Below are 23,278 nucleotides of genomic sequence, written 5' to 3' on the forward strand. Positions count from 1 at the left end.
GCTGTCGCTCAGCTGGCGGTGTAGCCGGACAGCAGCGAATACAGCGCGCGATCGTCGGGAGCCGCGCGCAGCTTGGCGCAGAAGGCTTCGTCGGAAAACATTTCGGCGATCGCGGCCAGGTGCTTCAGATGCGCCTCGGTCGCCGCCTGCGGTACCAGCAGGCCGAACACCAGGTCCACCGGATTGCCGTCGTGCGCGTCGTAGTCCACCGCGTGCTTCAGGCGCATGAACGCGCCGACGCTGGTGTCGACGCCGGCCATGCGCCCATGTGGAATGGCGACACCGTGGCCGAGGCCGGTGCTGCCGAGTTTCTCGCGGCCGGTGAGGCTGTTGAACACGTCGGCGGATGCCAGCCCACTGGCGCCCTTGGCCAGCAGCGCGGACAGCTCTTCGAGTGCTTTCTTCTTGCTCGTCACCGACGGGCCGGACAGAACCCGGTCTGCCCCGAGAATTTCACTCAATTTCATTAAACCGCACTCCAGCCGTCTATCCGTATAGCCGGGGATTCTATCCGAACTGACCCGCCACCCAAGCCTGGCCCGGGCGCACCCGAGGTTTCGCCGTGGCGACGTGCCGGCCAAACAAAAAAGCCCCGCCGCGGATGCGCGGCGGGGCTTTTGGGTGAAGCGCGCTGGCTTACTGCAGCGGCATGCGCTTGACCGCTTCACGCACGTGATGGTCGCGCATCTTTTCCTTGTGACGGCGGGTCTGCTGGTCGAGCTTGTCGATCAGGCTGTCGATCGCCGCGTACATGTTGTCGTCGACGGTCGCCTCGGCGTGCATGTCGGCGCCGCTGGCGTGAACCGTGGCCTCGGCCTTGTGTCGCAACTTCTCCACCGTCAGAACCACCTCGGCGTTGATCAGGTGGTCGAAATGTCGTTCGATTCGCTTCAGCTTGCTGGTGACGTAGTCGCGCAGCGGCGGCGTGAGATCGACGTGATGGCCGGAGATGTTCAGGTTCATCGTGGGGTGACTCCTGGTGGGCGGGTCCGGAATGGACCCGGGAGGAACAACCCGCCGACGGCCCCCGCCGCCAACGGGGACAAAAAAGTTTATGCGATGGCTTTGCGCTCGTGTGAGGGTGGAATGTTCAGCGCCTCGCGGTACTTGGCAACGGTACGCCGGGCCACCTGGATGCCTTCCTTCAACAGCAGGTCGGCGAGCGTGGAATCGGACAAGGGCCGCGACGGATCTTCACCGCCGACCATGCGCTTGATCATCGCCTGGATCGCGGTCGCCGAGCAGACGCCACCCTGGGTGGTCTGCACGTGGCTGCTGAAGAAGTACTTGAGCTCGTAGAGCCCTCGCGGGGTCAGCATGTACTTGTTTGCGGTAGCTCTCGACACCGTGGATTCGTGAATCCCCAACTGCTCGGCAACGTCTCGCAACACCAGAGGCCGCATCGCCTCTTCGCCATATTCCAGAAAAGCGCGCTGCTCTTCAACTATGCATTGGGACACGCGCAAAATCGTCTCGTTCCGCGACTCGAGGCTGTTGATGAAATAACGCGCCTCCTGCAGGTGCTGCTTCATCTGCAACTGGTCGCGCGACTGGTCGGCGCGCTTGATAAAGCCCTGGTAATGCGAGTTGATGCGCAGCCGCGGGGTGTGCTCCGGGTTCAGCGATACGCGCCAGCGGCCGGTCTTCTTGGCGACGATGACGTCAGGCCGCAGGTAGTCGGATTCATGCGCCTGGAACGGTCGGCCCGGGTGCGGCTGCAGGTTGCGCACCAGCGCCGCGCCAGTGCGTAGCGTGTTCACGTCCAGGCCGGTGGCGCGGCGCAGGCCGACTTCGTCGCGGCGCGCCAGCAGCAGCAGATGACCGTCGACAATGCGCATCGCCGCGGCGTAGCCGGGGATGCCGGCGTCCATCTGCTGCAACTGCAGGCGCAGGCATTCGCTCAGGTCCCGTGCACCAACACCGGGCGGATCGAAGTCCTGCACCAGCCGCAACACCGCCTCGACCTGCTGCGGCGTCACGTTGAATTCCTGCTCCAGCCGCACGCACAGCGCCGGCCAGTCTTCCAGGTAACCGTCCTCGTTGATCGCGTCGATCAGGTTGGCGGCGATCTCGGCCTCGACCGCATCGACCGGCATCAGCTGCGCCTGCGAGGCCAGATGCTCCTGCAGCGTTCCGGTGCTGCGCAGATTGGCCTGCAGGTAATCCTGCAGACCCTCGTCGTCGGAGCCGCTCGCGCTCGGCGTGTAGTCGTCGAATACGTCCTGCCAGTCGGCGTCGACCGGCATGTCCTCGGGAATGGTTTCGGTGGCCGTGACCTCGACCAGGCCACCGTCGGCGGCGTCGGCAGCCGACTCGGACGAAGACGCCGTCTCAGCCGGCACGCTGTCCCAATCCGGCTCGTCGGCGTCGGTCTCGAGCATCACGTTGGAGTCCAGGGCTTGCTGGATTTCCAGCTGCAGGTCCAGGCTGGACAGCTGCAGTAGACGAATGGCCTGCTGGAGAGCAGGCGTCATCGTCAGGGACATGCCGGCCCTTAGCGATAGCGATTGCTTCATTGCAGGACTCGGCCGGCGCCGTCACCGGTTAGAGGGGATGGATCTGAGTACATGCCCCCATTCTATACGGCGGTATGAGTCTTGCATCAAGTAGGCTAGACGATGATCGTATGGCAGCGCATACTCCGCAGCTAGGCCGGCTCAGCGTACGCAGCCACCGCCACAATCCCCGCTTTACAGCTTGAACTGGTCGCCCAGGTAGACCTTGCGCACGGTCTCGTTGGCCAGCACTTCCGCAGGCGAGCCTTCCGCGATCACCCGGCCCTCCGCCAGGATGTAGGCACGGCTGCAAATCCCCAGCGTCTCACGCACGTTGTGATCGGTGATCAGCACGCCGATGCCGCGGCTTTTCAGGTGATCGACGATGTGCTGGATGTCGGACACCGCCAGCGGATCGACGCCGGCGAAGGGTTCGTCCAGCAGAATGAAGCGTGGATTCGCCGCCAGCGCGCGCGCGATTTCGACCCGGCGACGCTCGCCGCCGGACAGCGCCTGGCCCTCGCTCGCGCGAATGTGGCCGATATGCAGGTCCTCCAGCAGCCGCTCCAGCTCTTCCTTGCGCTGGCCCTTGTTCAGATCGTCGCGGGTTTCCAGGATCGCCAGGATATTGTCGGCAACCGACAGCTTCCTGAAGACCGACGCCTCCTGCGGCAGGTAGCCGATGCCCAGGCGCGCACGCGCATGCATCGGCAGCCGGGTGATGTCCTTGCCGTCGAGCTCGATCACGCCGCCGTCGGCCGGCACCAGGCCGACGACCATATAGAAGGACGTGGTCTTGCCGGCCCCGTTGGGGCCGAGCAGGCCGACGATCTCGCCGGCCTCGACGCGCAGCGACACGTCGCGCACGACGACGCGCTTCTTGTACTGCTTGGACAGGCCGCGCGCGGACAGGATCGAGGTCATGGCAGGCCTATGGTTTCGGCGTCGGGGTCGAAGTCGTCGGCGGGGTCGTCGGCGCCGCGGGCGGCGCGCCGGTCTTGGTCGGCGGCTGGATCACGATGCGCACCTGTCCGCCGGTACCGCCGGCGGCCTGGATGCGGCGCTCGTTGACGTTGTAATGGATGGTCTCACCGGTGATTTCGTCTTCGCCGCGCGTGACCTTGGCGTCGCCGATCACGTCGGCCAGGCCGCTCTGCGAATCGAAGTTCAATTGCTTGCCGCGCGCGGTCACCGGGGGATCGCTTTGCCCGCCGTCGTCGGCCGCGGGCACGCCGGTGTGCAGCAGATGTGCCGGCGCGCCGGTGATCTTGGCGCGGTACTGGCCGTCGCCGAGCTGCTCGAGTTCGAGCCGGTCGCCGTCCATGTTCAGCGTGTCTGAGCTGAGCTTGACGTTGCCGGTGTAGACCATCAGCCCGTTCTTGGCCCAGTCGACGCTGGTCGCCGTCACCGTCACCGGACCGGTCGGCCGGAAGCGGTCGGCGGCGCCCTGCTTGGTGTCGGCCTTGGCCATCGGCTTGGCCGCCGGCACCGCGGTTTTCGCAGCCGCCGGCACGGTCGCGGCCGGTTGCGCCGCAGCGGCCAGCGCGCTGCCGCCGGCCAGCAGCATCACGGCGGCGATCCCGGCCAGCCAGCTCGATTCAACGCTTGCGCGGTACATATTCCATCCTCACGTTGCCCAGCAGCTGCACGGTCTGCTTGTCCCAGTCCGCTTTCAGACCCTTGGCGGTGCCGCTGCGGCTGTCGCTGTCGAAGCTCACGCCGGCGTCGGTGTTGACCTGCTTGCTGACCGGGTCGACCCACAGCTGCGGCGTGTTCGCCACCAGCGCCTCGCCGTCCGGCCAGGCGCCGCTGATGTCGACCGGCCCTTCCATCAGAATGCGTTTTTCGTGCGCCGGCGCGGAGCCTTTCGGCGAGGTCAGCCGCCAGGGCACCTGACCGATGTTCGGCACGTTCATCTTCAGCTGTTCGTAGCGCGCGGACTCGTCGTCGAAGTAGTCGGCGCTCTCGGCCTCGGCGGTGAATTCGCGCTGGCCATTGACGTCGAGCCGCGTCCATTGCACGCCGCGCAGGCTGTAGCGCGGCGCCACCGCTGCGTCGGGCGCGGTCGGCGGCTCCGGGTCCATGCTGCTGGAGCCGAACAGCAGCCAGGCGCCGAGCATCAGCGGCACCGTCAGCCAGGCCCAGTACGGGCGGATGCGCTCGATCGCGTCACGAATCATCGCGCTCATCCGGCAGCGCCGACGAAGCCGCTGTGCGCCAGCAGGCCCTGGGCTTCGAGGATCAGATCGGAGGCCTCGCGGATCGCGCCTTCGCCGCCGCGGAATTCGCTGACCCAGTGCGCCGCGTGCAGCGCGCTGCGATGCGCGTCGGCGACGCTCATCGCAAGACCCACGCGCTGCATCAGCGGCAGATCCGGCGTGTCATCGCCCATGTGCGCGCACTGCTCGTCGCTCAAGTTGAGCTTGGCCAGCAGCGCCTCGTAGGCCGGCAGCTTGTTTTCGGTGGCGAGCACGATATGCGGCACGCCGAGCTGTTCGAGGCGGCGCTGCATCGCCTCCGACGGCCGGCCGGAAATCACCGCGACTGCTATGCCGGCACGCAGCAGGTTCTTGATGCCGAGGCCGTCGCGCACGCTGACCGCCTTGATCTCGAAACCATCGGGGCCGAGATACAGCTTGCAGTCGGTCATCACGCCGTCGATGTCCAGGAACACGCAGCGGATTTTCGCCGCGCGCGCCAGCACTTCCTCCTGCATCAGGCGGCTCACTCAGACCACTCCGGCGCGCAGCAGGTCGTGCATGTGGATCACGCCGCAGAGCCGGTCGTCGGCATCGGCGACCAGCAGTGCGGTGATCTTGTGCTGCTCCATCAAACGCACCGCTTCAGCGGCCAGCCATTCAGGTCTGGCGCGATAGCCGCCGCGCTTCATCACCTGGTCGATGGTCGCGGTGCGCAGGTCGATGTTGGCTTCCAGCGAGCGGCGCAGGTCGCCGTCGGTATAGACGCCGACGATGCGGTCCTGCGCGTCGACGACGGCGGTCATGCCCAGGCCCTTGCGCGTCATTTCCAACAACGCGACGGTCATCGGCGTGCCCGGCGCGACCTTGGGAATGCGCTCGGCCTTCTGCATCACATCGTCGATCTTCAGCAACAGCCGCCGGCCGAGCGAGCCGCCCGGATGCGACAGCGCGAAATCTTCCGGCGTGAAGCCGCGCGCATCGAGCAGCGCCACGGCCAGCGCATCGCCCATCGCCAGCGTCGCCGTCGTCGAGCTGGTCGGTGCGAGGTTGTGCGGACAGGCCTCCTGCGTCACCGACACGTCGATATGCACGTCGGCGTTGCGCGCCAGCGTCGAATTCGGCTTGCCGGTCATCGCGATCAGCGGTGCGCCCATGCGCTTGATCAGCGGCAGGATCGTCAGGATCTCGGCGGTCTCGCCGGAATAGCTGATCGCCAGCACCACGTCGTCGCGGGTGATCATGCCGAGGTCGCCATGGCTGGCCTCGCCCGGATGCACGAAGAACGACGGCGTGCCGGTGGACGCCAGCGTCGCGGCGATCTTGCCGCCGATATGCCCGGACTTGCCCATGCCGGTGACGACGATGCGGCCCCTGCAGGCCACCATGCGCTCGCAGGCCGCCACGAAGGTCGCGTCGATCCGCTGCAGCAGGCCATTGAGGCTGTCGCGCTCGATTTCGAGGACGCGGCGACCCATGCTTTGCAGGTTTTCGGGATTCACGAAGGGCAATCGGACTCTTTCAGGGTCACGCAGTTTACGCGCTTACGCGGGAGCGGTCGTGTATGAAGAGGTTTCCCCTCTCCCCTTGTGGGAGAGGGTGCCGCGTAGCGGCGGGAGAGGGGTACAAGGTTCAGGCATACAACCCCTCTCCCGGCCCTTCGGGCCACCCTCTCCCACAAGGGGAGAGGGGCATGACAACTACGAAGCCCTCTGCTTGATCAGATCAAACGCCTGCAGCGCCCGCGCCCGCGACTCGCCCAGATCGACGCTCGGCACCGGGTAGTCGATCTTCTGCCGAGCCGACTCGGCCGGCCCGAGCAGCCAGGGCGCATGGACCAGCTTGTCCGGCAGCGCGGCAATCTCCGGTACCCACTGGCGCAGGTAGCGTCCCTGCGGATCGAACTTCTGGCTCTGCGTGACCGGGTTGAAGATACGGAAGTAAGGCGCGGCGTCCGCGCCGCTGCCGGAGACCCACTGCCAGCCCATGGAATTGGCTGCAAGGTCGGCATCGACCAGCGTGTCCAGGAACCAGGCCGCGCCTTCCTGCCAGGGGATCAGCAGGTTCTTGGACAGAAAACTGGCCACGATCATGCGCACCCGATTGTGCATCCAGCCGGTGCTCCACAGCTGGCGCATGCCGGCGTCGACGATCGGCACGCCGGTGGCGCCGCGCTGCCAGCGGGCCAGGTCGGCCGCATATTCACGCGGCTGGCGCCAGGCGAACCCGGCAAAACGCGGGTCCATCGGCTCGGTCGGCGTCGTCGGGTAGTGGTAAATCACGTGATGCGCAAATTCGCGCCACAGGATTTCGCGCTCGTAGGCCTCGGCGCCAGCGGACACGCCGGGGCCGTGCTGCTCGGCCAGCTCGCGCTGCAAGCGCGCCAGGACTTGCACCGGGCCAATCTCGCCAAAATGCAGGTGCGGCGACAGCAGCGAGGTCAGCAACTGGTCGGGGCGGTCGCGCCCGGCGCTGTAGTCGTGCAGCGCCTCGTCGCAAAACCGACCCAGCCGCCGGTGCGCGCCCGCCTCGCCCGGCGTCCACATCCGGCTCATGCCGGCGTCCCAGCGGATCCTCGGCAGCAGGCCGAGCGAGTCGATGCTCAGACTTTGGGCGGCCAGGCCCGGAATCCTGCGCGGCGCCGGCAGCGGCGAACGCGGCGCTCCCCTCGCCCGGACGTTGCGCGAGAACGGCGTATAGACGCGATACGGACCGCCCGTCTGGGTCTGGATCTCCCAGGGCTCGGCCAGCAATGCACCGTTGTAGGTCTGCACCTCCAAGCCGGCGGCGATCAGCGAATCGCAGGTCTTGCGATCGGCCGCGTCCTGCGCGGGCTCGTACAGGCGATTCCAGAACACGGCTTCGGCGCCCTGTTCTTTTGCAAGCTGGCCCAGCACCTTGGCAGGCTCACCACGGCGAATGACCAGCTCTGCGCCGCGTTGGTTCAGATCCGCGGCGAACGCGGTCAGCGACTGGTGCAGCCACCAGCGGCTCGCCGCGCCGGGCTCGGTGCCCGGGGCCTCGAAGCCGCCGATGTAGACCGCAAGGATGCGCTCCGCGCGCTCCAGCGCGTGGGACAGCGCCGGGTTGTCGGCCAAGCGCAGATCGCGCCGGAACCAGACCAAAGCCGTCTTCATTTGACAGGGCTCGCTAAAAAAGAACGATTGTAGGGCGGCGGCCACCGCGCCGGCTGCAGCCCGGCCGCAGCCGGCCCGTATAATCGCGCCCCATGACGAATCCCCTCAGCAACGCGATCGACATCGTCGGCGTTCGCAAAACCTATGGCTCGCTGCAGGCGCTCAAGGGCGTCGAGTTCTCGATACCGCGCGGCGAGTTCTTCGGCCTGCTCGGCCCCAACGGGGCGGGCAAGTCGACCCTGATCAGCATCATCGCCGGCCTGGTGCAGGCCGACGCCGGCCACATTGCGGTGCTCGGCCACGACACCGTCGGCGATTTCCGCGCCGCGCGCCGGCTGCTCGGCGTGGTGCCCCAGGAGCTGGTCTTCGATCCCTTCTTCAAGGTCCGCGACATGCTGCGCATCCAGGCCGGCTACTACGGTTCCGGCAAGGAAGTCTGGCCCTGGATCGACGAAATGCTCGAGCGGCTCGATCTCGCCGACAAGGCCAACGTGTCGCTGCGCGCGCTGTCCGGCGGCATGAAGCGCCGCGTGCTGATCGCCCAGGCCCTGGTGCACAAGCCGCCGGTGGTGATCCTCGACGAGCCCACCGCCGGCGTCGACGTCGAGCTGCGTCGCACTCTGTGGAGTTTCATGTCCGAGCTGCACCGCCAGGGTCAGACCGTGGTGCTGACCACGCACTACCTGGAAGAGGCGCAGGAGATGTGCTCGCGCATCGCGATCCTCGATCACGGCGAGGTCAAGGCGCTGGAGAGCACACGCTCGCTGCTGAAGCGCCATCCGTTCCGCTTTCTGCGGCTGAAGCTCGCCAATGGCGTAACCACCTTGCCGCCGGCACTGCAGGCTCTGGTCGCATCGGAATCCGAAGGCACGCTCGAACTCAAGCTGGAAACCGGCAAGCACCCGATCGCCGGCGTGTTCGACGCGCTGCGCGACGCCGGTATCGCGATCGAGGACGTGCAGACACGCGATCCCGATCTGGAAGACATCTTCGTGGAGCTGACCAAGTGAGCCCCAACCAGGTCGGATTCGTCACGCTGCTGAAAAAAGAAGTGATGCGCTTCTGGTCGGTGCTCGGCCAGACCGTGACCGCGCCGGTGATCACCGCGCTGCTGTACCTGCTGGTGTTCGCGCAGGCGCTGGCCGGCCGCGCCTCGGCCTACGAAGGCGTCAGCTACACCGAGTTCCTGGTGCCCGGCCTGATCATGATGACGGTGATGCAGAACGCGTTCGCCAACACTTCGTCGAGCCTGATCCAGAGCAAGGTCATGGGCAACATCGTGTTCCTGCAGATGGCGCCGCTGGGCCCCTGGGAATGGTTCAGCGCCTATATCCTCGCGGCGCTGGTGCGGTGCCTGCTGGTAGCGTTGGCGATGTTCGCCGCGACGCTGTTCTTCGTGCCGCTGGCGATACACGCGCCGCTGGCGCTGCTGGCGATGTTCGTGCTGTCGGCCGGCAGCCTCGCGGTCGTGGGCCTGATTGCCGGCATCGTCTCGCAGAAGTTCGATCACATCGCCGCGTTCACCAACTTCTTCATCAACCCGCTGGCTTTCCTGTCCGGCGTGTTCTACTCGGTGCATGCGCTGCCCAAGTTCTGGTACACGGCCTCGCACCTGAACCCGTTCTTCTACATGATCGACGGCTTCCGCTACGGCTTCTTCGGCCGCGCCGACGTGCCGATCTGGCACAGCATCGCCTGGACCGGCGGCTTCTTCGCGATCGCGTCCGCCGTGTGCTTGTGGATGCTGATCAGCGGCTACAAGATGAAGCGCTAGATTTGCTTGTCTCCCTCCCCTGCGCAGCGGGGGAGGGTCGGGGTGGGGGCTGGCGGCGAAAGCTGCTCCGCGACTTCCGCCCCCACCCTAACCCTCCCCCGCTCGCGGGGGAGGGAACTACATAGAGCGATACGCGCATGACCAAACAAGAAATCCAGCAACTGATCGAGGCCGGCCTGCCCGGCGCCAGCGTCAAGGTGTTCGGCGACGATGGCCAGCATTTCGAGGCCGAGGTGATCTGCGCCGAGTTCGCCGGCAAGCTGCCGCTGGCGCAGCACCGCATGGTCTACGCCACGCTGGGCGACAAGATGGGCCGCGACATTCACGCACTGCAGCTGCGCACGCGCGCTGCTTAATCAGAGGCTCCCGATTTGGACAAGTTCATCATCGAGGGCAATGGTCCGCTCAACGGCGAAATCGACGCCAGCGGCGCCAAGAACGCGGCCTTGCCGATCCTGTGCGCGGCGCTGCTGTCCGACGAGCCTTTGACCGTCAGCAACGTGCCGGCGCTGTGGGACATCGGCACCACCAAAAAACTGCTGGCGCAGATGGGCGTGTCGGTGGAGCAGCCCGATGCGCACCGCATCGTGCTCGACGCCAAGCCGATCACGACTTGTGTTGCGCCGTACGAGCTGGTGCGCACCATGCGGGCCTCGATTCTGGTGCTCGGCCCGCTGGTCGCGCGCCGCGGCGAGGCGCATGTGTCGCTGCCCGGCGGCTGCGCGATTGGCGCGCGCCCGGTCGATCTGCACCTGATGGGCCTGGAGGCGATGGGCGCGGAAATCACGCTCGACGGCGGCTTCATCCACGCTAAGTGCAGCAAGCTGAAGGGCGCGCACATCGTCTTCGACACGGTCACCGTGACCGGCACCGAAAACCTGATGATGGCCGCGACGCTGGCCAGCGGCGAAACCATCCTCGAGAACGCCGCGCGCGAACCCGAAGTGGTCGACCTCGCCCGCTGCCTGCGCGCGATGGGCGCGAGGATCAATGGCGACGGCACCACGACGATCCGCATCCAGGGCGTCGAGAAACTGCATGCGGCCGAGCACAGCGTGCTGCCGGACCGCATCGAGACCGGCACCTACCTGCTGGCGGCGGCGACGACTCGCGGCCGGGTGCGCGTCAACAAAACCGACCCCGGCCTGCTCGACGCGGTGCTGGTGAAACTGCAGCAGGCGGGCGCGAAAGTGAAGACCGGCACCGACTTCATCGACGTCGACATGCAGGGCCGCCGCGCCACCGCGGTCAACATCCACACGATGCCGCATCCGGGTTTCCCGACCGACATGCAGGCACAGATGATGGCGATGAACTGCGTCGCCGACGGCACCGCGACGATACGTGAAACCATTTTCGAAAACCGCTTCATGCACGCGCAGGAGCTGATCCGCCTGGGCGCCGACATCCGCATCGAAGGCAACATCGCCATCGTCACCGGCCGCGAACGCCTGCAGGCCGCGCCGATCATGGCCACCGATCTGCGTGCGTCCGCGTCGCTGGTGCTGGCCGCTCTCGCTGCGGATGGCGAAACGCTGATCGACCGCATCTATCACATGGACCGCGGCTACGAAAACATCGAGGGCAAGCTCACCGCTCTCGGCGCGCGCATCAAGCGCATCTCGAAGCTGGGTTGAGCTGCTGCGCGCGAGGACCGGCAACGGTCCCGCACAGGAGGACCGCATGGCCGAACAAGCCCGTCTCGCCGTACTGATCGACGCCGACAACACCACGCCGGCGATCGCCGGAGCGCTGCTGAAGGAGATTTCGACCTTCGGTATCGCCAGCGTCAAACGCATCTACGGCGACTGGACGCAGCCGAACCTGAAAGGCTGGAAGGACGTGCTGGTGAGCCTGTCGATACAGCCGGTGCAGCAGTTCGGCTACACCAGCGGCAAGAATTCCACCGACGGCAAGATGATCATCGACGCGATGGACTTGCTTTACACCGGGCGCTTCAACGGCTTCTGCCTGGTCTCCAGCGACAGCGATTTCACCGGCCTGGCAGTGCGCATCCGCGAATCCGGTCTGACCGTGTTCGGCTTCGGCGAGCGCAAGACGCCGACTTCGTTGGTCTCGGCCTGCGATCGCTTCATTTATCTCGACGTGCTGCGCGAAGTGGAAGCGCCGGAAGTCGAATCGGCGCCGAGAGCCAAGCCGACGGCGGCATTGAAGACCGATAAAAAACTGATCGCGCTGTTCCGCGACGGCATCGAGGCGATCGCCGACGAAGAAGGCTGGGCCGCGCTCGGCGGCGTCGGCCAGATCATCGGCAAGCAGGCGGCGGACTTCGATCCGCGCAACTACGGCTACAAGAAACTCAGCGATCTGGCCGCCGCAATCGACGTGTTCGAAGTCGAGCAGCGCCGGCACGAGGACGGGCGCAGCAAGGGTGTGTACATCCGCACGCGTCGCGCCGCCAAGAAACGCTAGCCGCAGCTGTAGGAGCGGATCCCATCCGCGACTGAGGCCTAGACAGTACCGTCGCGGATAGGATCCGCCCCTACAGATCAGGACGACCGCTTTTATTCATCGCCACGCGGTCCGTTAACGCATGTTTACCGTACACCGGTAGCGATCGCGCCGCGAGATGCCTACAATCGGCGCACCCACCGACCTCGCAACTTCGTCTGGCAGGCAAAACACAGCCCCTGCTCCCACGAAGGAATCTTGCGATGCCTGCGGTCACCCTGCGCCACACTTCCAACCTGCTCCTGTTGCTGGCCCTTGTCGCGCCGGCCAGCCTGCTCGCCGCCGAAGGCGACAACAAGCCCGAGCCCAACGCCGTCGTACTCGACACCGTCACCGTCACCGAAGCCGCGCAAAAAGCCTACACCGTCGACGACAGCGCCTCGGCGACCAAGCTGCCGCTGAGCCTGCGCGAAACGCCGCAGTCGGTCAGCGTGATCACGCAGCAGCGCATGCTCGACCAGGATCTGCAGTCGCTGCGCGACGTGCTGGACAACACCACCGGTGTCTATTCCTACGCCTACGACAGCGAGCGCGTGGTGTTCACCTCGCGCGGCTTCACCATCGACAGCAGCTTGTACGACGGCGTGCCGGTCGCGCCGGGCCTGAACGCCGGCTCGGCCGACCCGACGCTGGACACCGCGCTGTACGAGCGCATCGAAGTCGTGCGCGGCGCCACCGGCCTGCTGACCGGCGCCGGCAATCCGGCGGCTTCGATCAACCTGGTGCGCAAGCACGCCGACAGCGACGTGTTCACCGGCTCGGCCTCGCTGAGCTACGGCTCCTGGGACGACTTCCGCACGACCGCCGACATCAGCACGCCGCTGACCGCCGACGGCAAGATCCGCGCGCGCGTGGTCGGCGTCTACCAGAACCGTGAGTCCTACACCGACCTGTACAGCAACGAAAAGCAGGTGTTCTACGGCGTCATCGACGCCGACCTGACGCCGCACACGCGGCTCAGCGTCGGCTACGACTACCAGCAGACTCTGCCGCAGGCCAACACCTGGGGCTCGTTCCCGCTGTTCTTCAGCGACGGCTCGCGCACCGACTGGCCGCGCTCCGTGACCACCGCCGCCAACTGGAGCTACTGGAACAACCGCAACGAAACACTGTTCGCCGAACTCCGGCATGACTTCGGCAACGGCTGGTCGCTGCGCACCACTGCGCAGCGCCGCGAAACCGACAGTTACGCCAATCTGTTCTACGTCTACGGCTTTCCGGACAAGGACACCGGCGAAGGCCTGTTTCCCTACGCGTATCGCAGCGACAACTACGGCCGCCAGAATTCGCTGGATGCCTACCTGAGCGGCGCGTTCGAGCTGCTCGGCCGCAAGCACGAGCTGGTATTCGGCGGCATGGGGTCCTGGCTGCACCGCGACGAGACCGAGTATCAGCATGGCGAGCTGGCCGAGGTCGGCAATTTCTACGAATGGGACGGCTCGTATCCGGAGCCCGAGTTCAATACCACCGGCGACTACATCGCGCGTGTCCGCACGCGCCAGGCCGCCGCTTACTCGGCGCTGCGCCTGTCGCTGGCCGATCCGCTGAAGCTGATCGTCGGCGCGCGCTACACCGACTACAAGACCAGCGATTTCTATATCTACGACGTGACGCCGACGGTCGAGAAGGACTACCAGAAGCTCACGCCCTACGCCGGCCTGATCTACGATCTGAACAAGACGTATTCGGCCTTCGCCAGCTATACCCAGATTTTCAATCCGCAGAAGTTCCAGGATTCGGCCGGTGGCTATCTCGGCCCACTCAGCGGCTACAGCACCGAGATCGGCGTCAAGGGCGCGCACTTCGACGGCCGCCTGAATACCGCGCTGACGCTGTTCGACACGCGCCAGGACAATGTCGCGATTCTGTCGGGTGGCTTGATCAACGACGATCCGATGCGCCCGGCCTACAAGGAGGCTGATGGCACGCGCACGCGCGGCTTCGAGCTAGAGGCCAACGGCGAGCTCGCCAGGGACTGGAACCTGTCGCTGGGCTGGTCGCACTACACGATGCAGGATGCCGACGGCGTCACCGTGAAAGCCTATATCCCGCGCACGATGGTGCGCGCGTTCACCACCTGGACGCTGCCCGGTGCGCTGCAGGATCTGACCGTCGGAGGCGGTCTCAACTGGCAGTCGGACAACCAGATCACCACCGGCAGCTCGCTCGAAGGCGACACCTCGACGATCCGCCAGGGCTCGTACATCCAGGCCAGCCTGATGGCGCGCTACCAGATCACGCCGAAGATCAGCGCGCAGCTCAACGGCGAAAACCTGCTCGACAAGAAGTACTACGTGATCGACGAATACGGCAACCTGTACTACGGCGCACCGGCGAGTGTGAACGCGACGCTGACATTCAATTTCTAGTCCGTACCTGCTGTCATTCCCGCGAAGGCGGGAATGACGGTCATCCGGCTCTAAGTCAGTGCCTTCGACGGATCGAAACGCAGCGCGACACCGGAAAGCTGCGCGCGCAGCGCGGCGCGGATGTTCGCGGCGATCAGTAGCGCGGCCGAGCCGATCGCGAAACCTTCGGGGCGGATGTTGCTGATGCAGTTGCGCGCCTCGTCGGTATTGCCGACTTTAGGCGCGTAGGTGATGTAGGCGCCGAGACTGTCGGGCGACGACAGCCCCGGCCGCTCGCCGATCAGACTCACCGCAATGCGCGCGGCGATGCACTCGCCGACTTCATCGGCCAGCGCGACCCGCGCCTGCGTGGCGATCACCACCGGTGCGATGGCGATGCCAGTCAGCAGCGGCATCAAGGCCTGAAGCAGCGGCACGGCATTGCTCTGCACCGCCGTCGACGACAGGCCGTCGCTGACGACAAAGACCAGCTCGGCATCGCGCGGCATCGTCTTCAACGCGGCCAGCGCTTCAGGTTGCAGGCGCCGGCCCCAGTCAGGCCGTGCCAGATACGCGGCGCGATCGGCGGCGCGGCTCGCCACCTCGACCACGGCGAACTGCTCGCCCTCGAGTTGTGCGCGCAACGCCGAAACATCCAGCGGCAGATGCACCGCGTCGCGCGCCTGCGCGTGCGCCAGGCCGAAGGCCAGCACCTCGCGCGTCGGCAGGCTGCTGCCGCTGCGGCCCAGCGCGATGCGCGCGGCGGTGTGGCGGCGCAAGGCGGTCCAGGGGTCGGCTTCGCTTTGCCCTCTCCCTGCGGGAGAGGGTGGCGCGACAGCGCCGGGTGAGGGGCTCCCCGACGCGGGTTCAGCTGGAACCTGCGAGTCCCTCACCCCTGGCCCCTCTCCCGGAGGGAGAGGGGAAACCGGCGGCTTGCTCATCGAGCGCTCTCCGAAAACGCCGTCAACGCCGGTAGCACCGACGTGCCCCGCGAATCCTGCAATTTTCCTTGCGCATCGATCAGCCGCATCTTCAGCAGCCACTCCTCGAACTCCGGCGCGTGGCGGAGCCCCAGCGCCTCGCGCAAGAACAGCGAATCGTGGAACGAGGTGCTCTGGTAATTGAGCATGATGTCGTCGGCGCCGGGAATGCCCATCACATAGGTCACGCCGGCCGCACCGAGCAGCACCAGCAGATTGTCCATATCGTCCTGATCGGCCTCGGCGTGGTTGGTGTAGCAGACGTCCACGCCCATCGGCAGGCCGAGCAGCTTGCCGCAAAAATGATCCTCGAGGCCGGCGCGGATGATCTGCTTGCCGTCGTACAGATATTCCGGCCCGATGAAGCCGACCACGGTGTTGACCAGCAGCGGCTTGAACGGGCGCGCAACTGCATACGCGCGCACTTCGCAGGTCTGCTGGTCGACGCCGTGATGGGCGTTGGCCGACAGCGCGCTGCCCTGCCCGGTTTCGAAATACATCAGGTTGTCGCCGACGGTGCCGCGTTTCAGCGATAGGCCCGCTTCGTAAGCCTCCTGCAGCATCGCCAGGTTGATGCCGAAACTTTTGTTCGCCGCCTCGGTGCCGGCGATCGACTGGAACACCAGGTCGATCGGCGCGCCGGCCTCGATCGCCTCGATCTGCCGCGTCACATGCGTCAGCACGCAGCTCTGCGTCGGGATGTCGAAGCGCGCGATCAGCTCGTCGAGCAGCCGCCACATCGCCATCAGCTTGCCGGGTTCGTCGGACACCGGGTTGATGCCGATGACCGCGTCGCCGCAGCCGTAGAGCAGGCCGTCGAGGGTGCTGGCGGCGATGCCCTTGGGATCGTCGGTCGGATGGTTCGGCTGCAGCCGAACCGCGAGCCGGCCCGGCAGGCCGATGGTGTTGCGAAAGCGCGTCGTCACCCGGCACTTGCGCGCGGCCAGGATCAAATCCTGGTTGCGCATGATCTTGGACACCGCCGCGACCATCTCCGGCATCAGGCCGGGAGCCAGCGCGGTCAGCATCGCGGGCGTCGCCTGGTCGGACAGCAGCCAGTCGCGGAACTCGCCGACGCTCAGCGACGCCACCGGCGCGAATGCGTCCACGTCGAAGCCGTCGACGATCAGCCGCGTCACGTCGTCGGCCTCGTAGGGGATCAGCAGGTCTTCGCGGAAGCGCGCCAGCGGCACCTCGGCCAGCGCCAGCCGGGCGGCCATGCGCTCCTCGGCGGTGGCGGCGGCGACGCCGGCCAGGTAGTCGCCGGAGCGCGCCGGCGTCGCCTTGGCCATCAGCTCGCGCAAGGTGTCGAAGCGGTAGGACCGGGCGCCGATGGCGTGGTGGTAGCTCATGGGGTTTTGGCAGCAAAGGGCGGACCAGGGTTAGCCAATCACATCGTCGCTGAACACCCAACTGTAGGAGCGGATCCTATCCGCGACTGCGCCGGCGGGGTACGGGTCGCGGATAGGATCCGCTCCTACACGGCGGACAATCACGCCCAGGAATATGCCGGTAACGCCCGTCGGTTAAAATCGCCGCCCTTCCGCATCACCGATGCCCGCAATGACCGGCCTCACCCTCGCCCTGTCCAAGGGCCGCATCCTCGAAGAAAGCCTGCCGATGCTCGAACACGTCGGCATCGCGCCCGCCGGCGACATCGACCGCCTGCTGCGCGTGCCCAGCCAGCGTGCCGACGTGTCGCTGGTGATGATCCGGCCGGCCGACGTGCCGACCTATGTCGAGCACGGCGCCGCCGACCTCGGCATCGTCGGCAAGGATGTGCTGATGGAACATCAGTACGAACAGGGCGGCAACGAGCTGTACGAGCCGCTGGACATCGGTATCGCCCAGTGCCGCATGTCGGTGGCCGCGGTGCGCGGCTATGTCGCGCCCAGGGGCCGGCGCCTGCGCATCGCCACCAAGTATCCGGAGATCGCGCGCCGCTTCTACGCCGCGCGCGGCGAGCAGGTCGAGATCATCAAGCTGTACGGCTCGATGGAACTGGCGCCGCTGGTCGGCCTGGCCGACCAGATCGTCGACCTGGTGGCCACCGGCAACACCTTGCGCGCCAACGGCCTGGTCGAGATCGAGAAGATCTGCGACATCAGCTCGCGGCTGGTGGTCAACAAGGCCTCGATGAAGATGAAGCACGCCGCGATCCAGCAACTAATCGCCGCGTTCAGGGAAGCCGACGCGAAGAGGACCGCGGCGTGAGTATCGAGAGCATAGAAATCCTGCGACTGGATGCCAGCGCGCCGGACTTCGACGCGCAGCTCGAAGCCCTGCTAGACCGCGCGCCGGAGCAGAACGCGGCCGTGACCAAGACCGTCGACGGCATCGTCGCCGACATCCGCCGTCGCGGCGACGTCGCGCTGCTGGAATACACCAATCGCTTCGACAAGCGCAGCGTCGGCGACGCCGCCGCGCTGGAAATCTCGCAGGCCGAGCTGGAAGCGGCGTGGCTGCGCCTGCCGGCCGATCTGCAGTCCGCGCTGGAACAGGCTGCCGAGCGCATCCGCGCCTACGCGCAGCACCAGAAACTGCAGGGCTGGGAATTCAGCGACACGCTCGGCAACACGCTCGGCCAGCGCGTCACCGCGATGGACCGCGTCGGCGTCTACGTGCCCGGCGGCAAGGCCGCGTATCCGTCCAGCGTGCTGATGAACGTGATTCCGGCAAAAGTCGCCGGCGTACCCGAAGTGATCATGGCGTTTCCGACGCCGGGCGGGGAATACAACGACGCTGTGCTCGGCGCCGCGCATCTGGCCGGTGCCGATCGCGTGTTCACCATCGGCGGCGCGCAGGCCGTGGCCGCGCTGGCCTGGGGCACCGCGACGATTCCGGCCGTGGACAAGATCGTCGGCCCCGGCAACGCCTATGTCGCCGCGGCCAAGCGCGCGGTGTTCGGCCGCGTCGGCATCGACTCGATCGCCGGGCCTTCCGAAATCGTCGTGATCTGCGACGGCGGCACCGACCCGCGCTGGATCGCGATGGACCTGTTCAGCCAGGCCGAGCACGACGAGGACGCGCAATCGATCCTGATCGCGCCGGATATCGCCTACCTGGAGCGTGTCGCGCAGGCGATGGAACAGCGTCTCGCCGAACTGCCGCGCGCCGGCATCGTCCGCGCCGCGCTGCGCGGCCGCGGCGCGCTGATCGCGGTGCGCGATCTGGCCCAGGCCGCCGCCATCAGCAACCGCATCGCGCCCGAGCATCTGGAGCTGTCGGTGGCCGAGCCGCGCGCGCTGCTGGAAAAAATCCGCCACGCCGGCGCGGTGTTCCTCGGCCGCCACGCGCCCGAGGCTTTCGGCGACTACTGCGCCGGTCCGAATCACGTGCTGCCGACCTCGCGCGCGGCGCGTTTTTCCAATCCGCTCGGCGTCTACGAGTTCCAGAAGCGCAGCAGCCTGATCGAATGCAGCGCCGAAGGCGCCAAACCGCTGGCCGCGATCGCCGGCCGCATCGCCGACGCCGAGGGCCTGCAGGCGCACGCGGCCTCGGCGCGCGATCGCGGCTAGACTGCCGCGCAGGCAACACCACAGGACTTTCGTCATGACGCGTATCGCCCGCCGCTGCCTGATGCTCGCTGTCGCCACCACGCTCGCCGCGCTGCTCAGCGGCTGCGACGACGGCAAGGTCGGCGTCGAACTGTCGGCCGATCCGGCGGCGACGACGGCCAATCGCCAGATCGGCGTCAGCATCGAGGCGATCACGCTGCAGCGCGACGACGGCAGCGAAGACCGCATCAAGCTCGACGATCCGGTGACGGTCGATCTGCTGCTGTACAACGGCCGCACGTTCACGCTGCTCGACGCCGAGTCGCTCGACGCCGGCGACTACACCGGCATCCGCCTCGAGTACCGCAATCCGCAGAACGACGACGGCAAAGACAATTACGTGATCGACGGCAACGGCGCGCGCCAGGCGCTGATCGTCGACGCCGACGACGCCTTTACGCCGCTGGATCTGACGGTCAAGAAAAAAGGCAAGACCTACACCCTGCAGCTGCGTATCGATCTGCGCCTGTCCTACTCGGAAAACAGCAACACCGACGAGCGCCATCTGGCGCCGGTGATGCGCGCGGTGCGCGATACCAAGGCGGCCAAAGTCAGCGGCAGCGTCAAGGATTCGCTGATCAGCGGCAGCGACTGCAAGGACGGCCGCAACACCGGCGTCGGCGTCACCGTCTACGCGTTCAACAAGCTCGCCGAGGGCACCGAGCCGCACGACTACGACGGCAGCGAGCCGCGCGCGATCGCGACCACGCCGATCACCGGCAGCAGCGGCAACTGGCGCTACAACCTGCCGCTGCTGCCACCCGGCGACTACACGCTGGCGCTGACCTGCAACGGCGATATCGAGGATCCGACCGAACTGCAGAGCGACGAGATCGAGTTCCTGAGCGACACCCACGACGTCGAGCTGGGTGAAGGCGACGACGACGACAAGGATTTCAACTAACAAGATCGCCGAATACACACGCTCCGTTCGTCCCGGGTAGCGGGCTTGCCCGCGTATCGAGGGAGAGGGCCGTGCTCGAAGCCGGCCCTTGATGCGCCGCCGGCCACCACCCGGGATCAACGGGTTTAGTTCGGACCGTTGAACACCGTTGCAGCCTGGGGTTAAACCCCCAGTCGAGTTGACGCCACGCTCCAAGCTGCCAAGCTAGCCGTCTCGCGGCGGGGACCGCGTTCGATGCAAACAACGCAAATGAACGACAAATCGGCGCTGTTGGGCCAGCTCAAAATCGACCGCGGGCCCGAGCAGTCGGGCGACGGCGGATCGGCGGGCAAGTGGATCGCGCTGGCGATCGTGCTGCTGCTGATCGCGGCGGCGCTGGCGTGGTGGCTGCTCAAGCCCGGCGGCCTCACGGTGAAGGCCGCGGCCGTGCAATCGGCCGCCGGCAACGCTGGCGGCCCGGCATCGCTGCTCGACGCCTCCGGCTACGTCGTCGCACGTCGCACCGCGACGGTGTCGGCGAAAATCACCGGCAAGGTCACCGAGGTGCTGATCGAGGAAGGCCAGCACGTCGACGCTGGCGAAATCGTCGGCCGGCTGGACGACACCAATATCCGCGCCGGCTACGACCAGTCCAGGGCGCAGCTCGCGTATGCGAGCGCGGCGCACGACCAGGTGCGGGTGCAGCTGGCCAACGCGCAACGCGATTACGATCGCAAGAAGCAGCTGTTCGCGCAGCATTTCGTCAGCCAGTCCGAAGTCGACAATGCGCAGACCGCGCTCGACGACCTGAAGGCGCAGCTCAACACCGCGGCGCGCAACGTCGACGTGTCGCGCCAGGGCATCGAGGTGTCGCAGAAGAATCTCGACGACACGGTGGTGCGCGCGCCGTTCGCCGGCGTGATCACCGTGAAAGCCGCGCAGGTCGGCGAGATCGTGTCGCCGCTGTCGGCCGGCGGCGGCTTCACCCGCACCGGCATGGGCACGATCGTGGACATGGATTCGCTGGAGATCGAAGTCGACGTCAACGAAAGCTTCATCAACCGCGTGCGCGCCGGCCAGCCGGCGACGGCCAAGCTCAACGCCTATCCGGACTGGGAAATTCCGGCCGAAGTGATCGCGATCATCCCGACCGCGGATCGCAGCAAGGCGACGGTGAAAGTGCGCGTCGGCTTCAAGCAACGCGGCGATCCGCGCGTGCTGCCGGACATGGGCGTGCGCGTGTCGTTCCTCAGCGCCGCGCCGTCACCGGGCAGCGACAGCAAGGCCAAACCCGGCGTGCTGGTGCCGGGCGAGGCGGTACAGGCGACCGGCGACACCGGCGTGGCCTGGGTCATACGCGACGACAAGCTCGAGCGCCGCGCGGTCAGGCTCGGCGCGCGCAGCGGCGACAACATCAACGTGCTGGCCGGCCTCACCGCCGGCGAGCGCGTCGCAATCGGCGACGCGGCGAAGTTCGAAGACGGCGCCCTGGTGAAAGTGGAACCGTAGGTCGGCGAGGGATTGCCAAGCCACCAACGCCAATATCGTTGACAGCACACAGGGATCAGACCATGAACTCGATCGTCTCACTGAAGAACGTCACCAAGCGCTATGTCCGCGGCAAGCAGAGCGTCGAAGTGCTGCACGCGCTGAATCTCGAAATCCCGGCCGGCGATTTCGTCGCCCTGATGGGCCCGTCCGGCTCCGGCAAGACCACGCTGCTGAACCTGATCGGCGGTCTCGACAACACCACCGAGGGCGAGGTGATCGTCGCCGGCGAGCGCATCGACCGGCTGTCCGGCGGCGGGCTCGCGAAGTGGCGCGCACGCCACGTCGGCTTCGTGTTCCAGTTCTACAACCTGATGCCGATGCTCAGCGCCGAGCGCAACGTCGAACTGCCGCTGCTGCTGACTTCGCTGTCGAAAAGCCAGCGCATGAAGAACGTCGCCGCCGCATTGACCGTGGTCGGCCTCGCCGACCGCGCGCGCCACAAGCCGTCGGAGCTGTCGGGCGGCCAGGCACAGCGTGTCGCGATCGCGCGCGCACTCGTGGCCGACCCGACGCTGCTGGTCTGCGACGAGCCGACCGGCGATCTCGACCGCACCACCGCCGACGACATCCTCGGCCTGCTGCAGACGCTGAATCGCGAGCACGGCAAGACCATCGTCATGGTCACGCACGATCCCAAGGCGGCCGAGTACGCCAAGCGCCAGCTGCACATGGACAAGGGCAGCCTGGTCACTGCCGACGCCCTTCACGCCTAGCGCCGCCGGGACAACATCCAAATGAAATACTTTCCGTTCGTTTGGTCGACGCTGTGGCGCAAGAAGGCGCGCACGATCTTCACGCTGCTGTCGATCATCATCGCGTTCCTGCTGTTCGGCATGCTCCAGGGCGTCAACGCCGCTTTCCAGCATGGCGTCGACAACGCCAACGTCAACCGGCTGATCGTTTCCAGCCGCATTTCGCTGACCGAGCCGCTGCCGCTGTCGCAGATGCAGCAGATCGCCACCGTCGACGGCGTGGCCCACGTCACCTACGCGGTCTGGTTCGGCGCCTACTACCAGGAGCAGAAGAACTTCATCTTCGCGGTCCCGACCGAAATCGACAGCTACATGGCGACGGTTCCGGAAGTGAAAGTCGCGCCCGACCAGGTGGACGCGCTCAAGCGCAACCGCTCGGGCATCCTGATCGGCGTGGAGGCGGCGAAGAAATACGGCTGGAAGATCGGCGACCGCGTGCCGCTGCATTCGACGATCTGGACGCGCAAGGCCGACGGCCAGTCCGACTGGACTTTCGACGTGGTCGGCATCTACGACTTCACCGGCGACCCGCGGCAGACCGACGGCGCGATCTTCAACTACAGCTATTTCGACGAGGCCCGCGCCTTCGGCCGCGGCACCGTCGGCTGGTGGATCGTCAACGTCAAGGATCCGAACCGCTCGGGCGAAATCGCCAAGGCGATCGACAAGCAGTTCGAGAACTCGGCCGACGAGACCAAGAGCCAGAGCGAGAAGGAGTTCGGCCAGAGCTTCCTCAAGCAGTACGGCGACATCAATTTCATCGTCCACGCGATTCTCGGCGCGGTGTTCTTCACGCTGCTGTTCCTGACCGGCAATACGATGATGCAATCGGTGCGCGAGCGCATTCCGGAACTCGCCGTGCTCAAGACCCTGGGCTTCAGCGACAACACCGTGCTCGGCCTGGTGTTCGCCGAATCGCTGATGCTGTGCGGGCTCGCCGCCGCCATCGGCCTGGGCATCGCGCAGCTGCTGTTCCCGGGCCTGAAGGACACCATCGGCGTCGCCACCCTGCCGGGCAGCGTGCTGCTGACCGGCGCCGGCGTCGCCCTGCTGCTGGCGCTGGTCACCGGCCTGCCGCCGGCGCTGAGCGCCAGCCGCCTCAACATCGTCGATGCGCTGAGGAGATAGGCC

The 23,278-nt window shown here is 66.5% G+C and carries 23 protein-coding genes; 12 read left to right on the top strand and 11 right to left on the bottom strand.

The window, feature by feature from the left end:
* Positions 1 to 8: 8 nt before the first annotated feature.
* The 9 genes from ACQZF9_RS15695 to ACQZF9_RS15735 form a co-directional block, all read right to left on the bottom strand.
* Positions 9 to 467, bottom strand: coding sequence for a PTS sugar transporter subunit IIA (locus ACQZF9_RS15695; RefSeq protein ID WP_428309900.1), 459 nt, complete (start codon positions 465 to 467; stop codon positions 9 to 11).
* A gap of 169 nt (positions 468 to 636) precedes the next feature.
* Positions 637 to 963, bottom strand: coding sequence for a ribosome hibernation-promoting factor, HPF/YfiA family (gene hpf, locus ACQZF9_RS15700; protein ID WP_428309901.1), 327 nt, complete (start codon positions 961 to 963; stop codon positions 637 to 639).
* An 89-nt stretch (positions 964 to 1,052) separates the two neighbouring features.
* Positions 1,053 to 2,516, bottom strand: coding sequence for an RNA polymerase factor sigma-54 (locus ACQZF9_RS15705; RefSeq protein ID WP_428309902.1), 1,464 nt, complete (start codon positions 2,514 to 2,516; stop codon positions 1,053 to 1,055).
* 174 nt (positions 2,517 to 2,690) lie between these two features.
* A complete protein-coding gene (gene lptB, locus ACQZF9_RS15710) occupies positions 2,691 to 3,419 on the bottom strand; it encodes an LPS export ABC transporter ATP-binding protein (protein ID WP_428309903.1) in 729 nt (242 codons plus the stop codon).
* A 7-nt stretch (positions 3,420 to 3,426) separates the two neighbouring features.
* A complete protein-coding gene (lptA, locus tag ACQZF9_RS15715; RefSeq protein WP_428309904.1) occupies positions 3,427 to 4,113 on the bottom strand; it encodes a lipopolysaccharide transport periplasmic protein LptA in 687 nt (228 codons plus the stop codon).
* A complete protein-coding gene (lptC, locus tag ACQZF9_RS15720; protein ID WP_428309905.1) occupies positions 4,094 to 4,684 on the bottom strand; it encodes an LPS export ABC transporter periplasmic protein LptC in 591 nt (196 codons plus the stop codon). The genes lptA and lptC overlap by 20 nt, the downstream gene beginning before the upstream one ends.
* Positions 4,681 to 5,223 (bottom strand): KdsC family phosphatase, encoded by a 543-nt coding sequence (locus ACQZF9_RS15725; protein ID WP_428309906.1) that lies wholly within the window; start codon positions 5,221 to 5,223, stop codon positions 4,681 to 4,683. The genes lptC and ACQZF9_RS15725 overlap by 4 nt, the downstream gene beginning before the upstream one ends.
* The gene (locus tag ACQZF9_RS15730; RefSeq protein ID WP_428309907.1) at positions 5,224 to 6,171 is read right to left on the bottom strand and encodes a KpsF/GutQ family sugar-phosphate isomerase; all 948 of its coding nucleotides are present in this window, start codon (positions 6,169 to 6,171) and stop codon (positions 5,224 to 5,226) included.
* 222 nt (positions 6,172 to 6,393) lie between these two features.
* Positions 6,394 to 7,830, bottom strand: a complete 1,437-nt coding sequence (locus ACQZF9_RS15735; RefSeq protein WP_428309908.1) for a cryptochrome/photolyase family protein — start codon at positions 7,828 to 7,830, stop codon at positions 6,394 to 6,396.
* A gap of 92 nt (positions 7,831 to 7,922) precedes the next feature.
* Between ACQZF9_RS15735 and ACQZF9_RS15740 the strand changes: the two genes are divergently transcribed.
* The 6 genes from ACQZF9_RS15740 (at position 7,923) to ACQZF9_RS15765 (ending at position 14,445) form a co-directional block, all read left to right on the top strand.
* Entirely contained in the window at positions 7,923 to 8,840 is a 918-nt protein-coding gene (locus tag ACQZF9_RS15740) for an ABC transporter ATP-binding protein (protein WP_428309909.1), read from the top strand.
* A gap of 44 nt (positions 8,841 to 8,884) precedes the next feature.
* Positions 8,885 to 9,604, top strand: a complete 720-nt coding sequence (locus tag ACQZF9_RS15745; protein ID WP_428313443.1) for an ABC transporter permease — start codon at positions 8,885 to 8,887, stop codon at positions 9,602 to 9,604.
* A gap of 137 nt (positions 9,605 to 9,741) precedes the next feature.
* A complete protein-coding gene (locus tag ACQZF9_RS15750) occupies positions 9,742 to 9,960 on the top strand; it encodes a BolA family protein (RefSeq protein ID WP_428309910.1) in 219 nt (72 codons plus the stop codon).
* A gap of 15 nt (positions 9,961 to 9,975) precedes the next feature.
* Entirely contained in the window at positions 9,976 to 11,241 is a 1,266-nt protein-coding gene (murA, locus tag ACQZF9_RS15755; RefSeq protein ID WP_428309911.1) for a UDP-N-acetylglucosamine 1-carboxyvinyltransferase, read from the top strand.
* A gap of 46 nt (positions 11,242 to 11,287) precedes the next feature.
* Positions 11,288 to 12,037, top strand: coding sequence for an NYN domain-containing protein (locus tag ACQZF9_RS15760; protein WP_428309912.1), 750 nt, complete (start codon positions 11,288 to 11,290; stop codon positions 12,035 to 12,037).
* Between the two features lie 242 nt (positions 12,038 to 12,279).
* Complete coding sequence (locus tag ACQZF9_RS15765; protein WP_428309913.1) at positions 12,280 to 14,445, top strand: TonB-dependent siderophore receptor; 2,166 nt, start codon at positions 12,280 to 12,282, stop codon at positions 14,443 to 14,445.
* A 50-nt stretch (positions 14,446 to 14,495) separates the two neighbouring features.
* Here the strand turns inward: ACQZF9_RS15765 and eutC are convergent, their stop codons facing one another.
* Both eutC and ACQZF9_RS15775 read right to left on the bottom strand, forming a co-directional pair.
* Positions 14,496 to 15,203 (bottom strand): ethanolamine ammonia-lyase subunit EutC, encoded by a 708-nt coding sequence (eutC, locus tag ACQZF9_RS15770; protein ID WP_428309914.1) that lies wholly within the window; start codon positions 15,201 to 15,203, stop codon positions 14,496 to 14,498.
* A gap of 158 nt (positions 15,204 to 15,361) precedes the next feature.
* Positions 15,362 to 16,756 carry an ethanolamine ammonia-lyase subunit EutB gene (locus tag ACQZF9_RS15775; protein ID WP_428309915.1) on the bottom strand — a complete coding sequence of 465 codons (1,395 nt, stop codon included), beginning with the start codon at positions 16,754 to 16,756 and terminating at the stop codon, positions 15,362 to 15,364.
* 211 nt (positions 16,757 to 16,967) lie between these two features.
* Between ACQZF9_RS15775 and hisG the strand changes: the two genes are divergently transcribed.
* The 6 genes from hisG to ACQZF9_RS15805 all read left to right on the top strand — a co-directional run bounded on the left by hisG (position 16,968) and on the right by ACQZF9_RS15805 (position 23,275).
* Complete coding sequence (hisG, locus tag ACQZF9_RS15780; RefSeq protein WP_428309916.1) at positions 16,968 to 17,618, top strand: ATP phosphoribosyltransferase; 651 nt, start codon at positions 16,968 to 16,970, stop codon at positions 17,616 to 17,618.
* Positions 17,615 to 18,922: a histidinol dehydrogenase gene (hisD, locus tag ACQZF9_RS15785; protein ID WP_428309917.1), complete on the top strand. Its 1,308-nt coding sequence runs from the start codon at positions 17,615 to 17,617 to the stop codon at positions 18,920 to 18,922. Before hisG ends, hisD begins: the two co-directional genes overlap by 4 nt.
* Positions 18,923 to 18,956: 34 nt before the next feature.
* A complete protein-coding gene (locus ACQZF9_RS15790) occupies positions 18,957 to 19,865 on the top strand; it encodes a DUF4382 domain-containing protein (RefSeq protein ID WP_428309918.1) in 909 nt (302 codons plus the stop codon).
* Between the two features lie 249 nt (positions 19,866 to 20,114).
* The gene (locus tag ACQZF9_RS15795) at positions 20,115 to 21,353 is read left to right on the top strand and encodes an efflux RND transporter periplasmic adaptor subunit (protein ID WP_428309919.1); all 1,239 of its coding nucleotides are present in this window, start codon (positions 20,115 to 20,117) and stop codon (positions 21,351 to 21,353) included.
* A 62-nt stretch (positions 21,354 to 21,415) separates the two neighbouring features.
* A complete protein-coding gene (locus ACQZF9_RS15800) occupies positions 21,416 to 22,108 on the top strand; it encodes an ABC transporter ATP-binding protein (protein ID WP_428309920.1) in 693 nt (230 codons plus the stop codon).
* Positions 22,109 to 22,129: 21 nt separating this feature from the next.
* Positions 22,130 to 23,275 carry an ABC transporter permease gene (locus tag ACQZF9_RS15805; protein WP_428309921.1) on the top strand — a complete coding sequence of 382 codons (1,146 nt, stop codon included), beginning with the start codon at positions 22,130 to 22,132 and terminating at the stop codon, positions 23,273 to 23,275.
* Positions 23,276 to 23,278: the final 3 nt, after the last annotated feature.

Origin of the sequence: Hydrocarboniphaga sp., from assembly GCF_965279055.1 — a bacterium.
In the GTDB taxonomy this organism is placed as follows: Bacteria; Pseudomonadota; Gammaproteobacteria; order Nevskiales; family Nevskiaceae; genus Hydrocarboniphaga.

What these genes read in the sequence shown, in the direction of transcription:
- ACQZF9_RS15695 (WP_428309900.1), bottom strand. Translation starts at nt 467, where the DNA reads ATGAAATTGAGTGAAATTCTCGGGGCAGACCGGGTTCTGTCCGGCCCG.
- hpf (WP_428309901.1), bottom strand. Translation starts at nt 963, where the DNA reads ATGAACCTGAACATCTCCGGCCATCACGTCGATCTCACGCCGCCGCTG.
- ACQZF9_RS15705 (WP_428309902.1), bottom strand. Translation starts at nt 2,516, where the DNA reads ATGAAGCAATCGCTATCGCTAAGGGCCGGCATGTCCCTGACGATGACG.
- lptB (WP_428309903.1), bottom strand. Translation starts at nt 3,419, where the DNA reads ATGACCTCGATCCTGTCCGCGCGCGGCCTGTCCAAGCAGTACAAGAAG.
- lptA (WP_428309904.1), bottom strand. Translation starts at nt 4,113, where the DNA reads ATGTACCGCGCAAGCGTTGAATCGAGCTGGCTGGCCGGGATCGCCGCC.
- lptC (WP_428309905.1), bottom strand. Translation starts at nt 4,684, where the DNA reads ATGAGCGCGATGATTCGTGACGCGATCGAGCGCATCCGCCCGTACTGG.
- ACQZF9_RS15730 (WP_428309907.1), bottom strand. Translation starts at nt 6,171, where the DNA reads ATGGGTCGCCGCGTCCTCGAAATCGAGCGCGACAGCCTCAATGGCCTG.
- ACQZF9_RS15735 (WP_428309908.1), bottom strand. Translation starts at nt 7,830, where the DNA reads ATGAAGACGGCTTTGGTCTGGTTCCGGCGCGATCTGCGCTTGGCCGAC.
- ACQZF9_RS15740 (WP_428309909.1), top strand. Translation starts at nt 7,923, where the DNA reads ATGACGAATCCCCTCAGCAACGCGATCGACATCGTCGGCGTTCGCAAA.
- ACQZF9_RS15745 (WP_428313443.1), top strand. Translation starts at nt 8,885, where the DNA reads ATGCGCTTCTGGTCGGTGCTCGGCCAGACCGTGACCGCGCCGGTGATC.
- ACQZF9_RS15750 (WP_428309910.1), top strand. Translation starts at nt 9,742, where the DNA reads ATGACCAAACAAGAAATCCAGCAACTGATCGAGGCCGGCCTGCCCGGC.
- ACQZF9_RS15760 (WP_428309912.1), top strand. Translation starts at nt 11,288, where the DNA reads ATGGCCGAACAAGCCCGTCTCGCCGTACTGATCGACGCCGACAACACC.
- ACQZF9_RS15765 (WP_428309913.1), top strand. Translation starts at nt 12,280, where the DNA reads ATGCCTGCGGTCACCCTGCGCCACACTTCCAACCTGCTCCTGTTGCTG.
- ACQZF9_RS15775 (WP_428309915.1), bottom strand. Translation starts at nt 16,756, where the DNA reads ATGAGCTACCACCACGCCATCGGCGCCCGGTCCTACCGCTTCGACACC.
- hisG (WP_428309916.1), top strand. Translation starts at nt 16,968, where the DNA reads ATGACCGGCCTCACCCTCGCCCTGTCCAAGGGCCGCATCCTCGAAGAA.
- ACQZF9_RS15790 (WP_428309918.1), top strand. Translation starts at nt 18,957, where the DNA reads ATGACGCGTATCGCCCGCCGCTGCCTGATGCTCGCTGTCGCCACCACG.
- ACQZF9_RS15795 (WP_428309919.1), top strand. Translation starts at nt 20,115, where the DNA reads ATGAACGACAAATCGGCGCTGTTGGGCCAGCTCAAAATCGACCGCGGG.
- ACQZF9_RS15800 (WP_428309920.1), top strand. Translation starts at nt 21,416, where the DNA reads ATGAACTCGATCGTCTCACTGAAGAACGTCACCAAGCGCTATGTCCGC.
- ACQZF9_RS15805 (WP_428309921.1), top strand. Translation starts at nt 22,130, where the DNA reads ATGAAATACTTTCCGTTCGTTTGGTCGACGCTGTGGCGCAAGAAGGCG.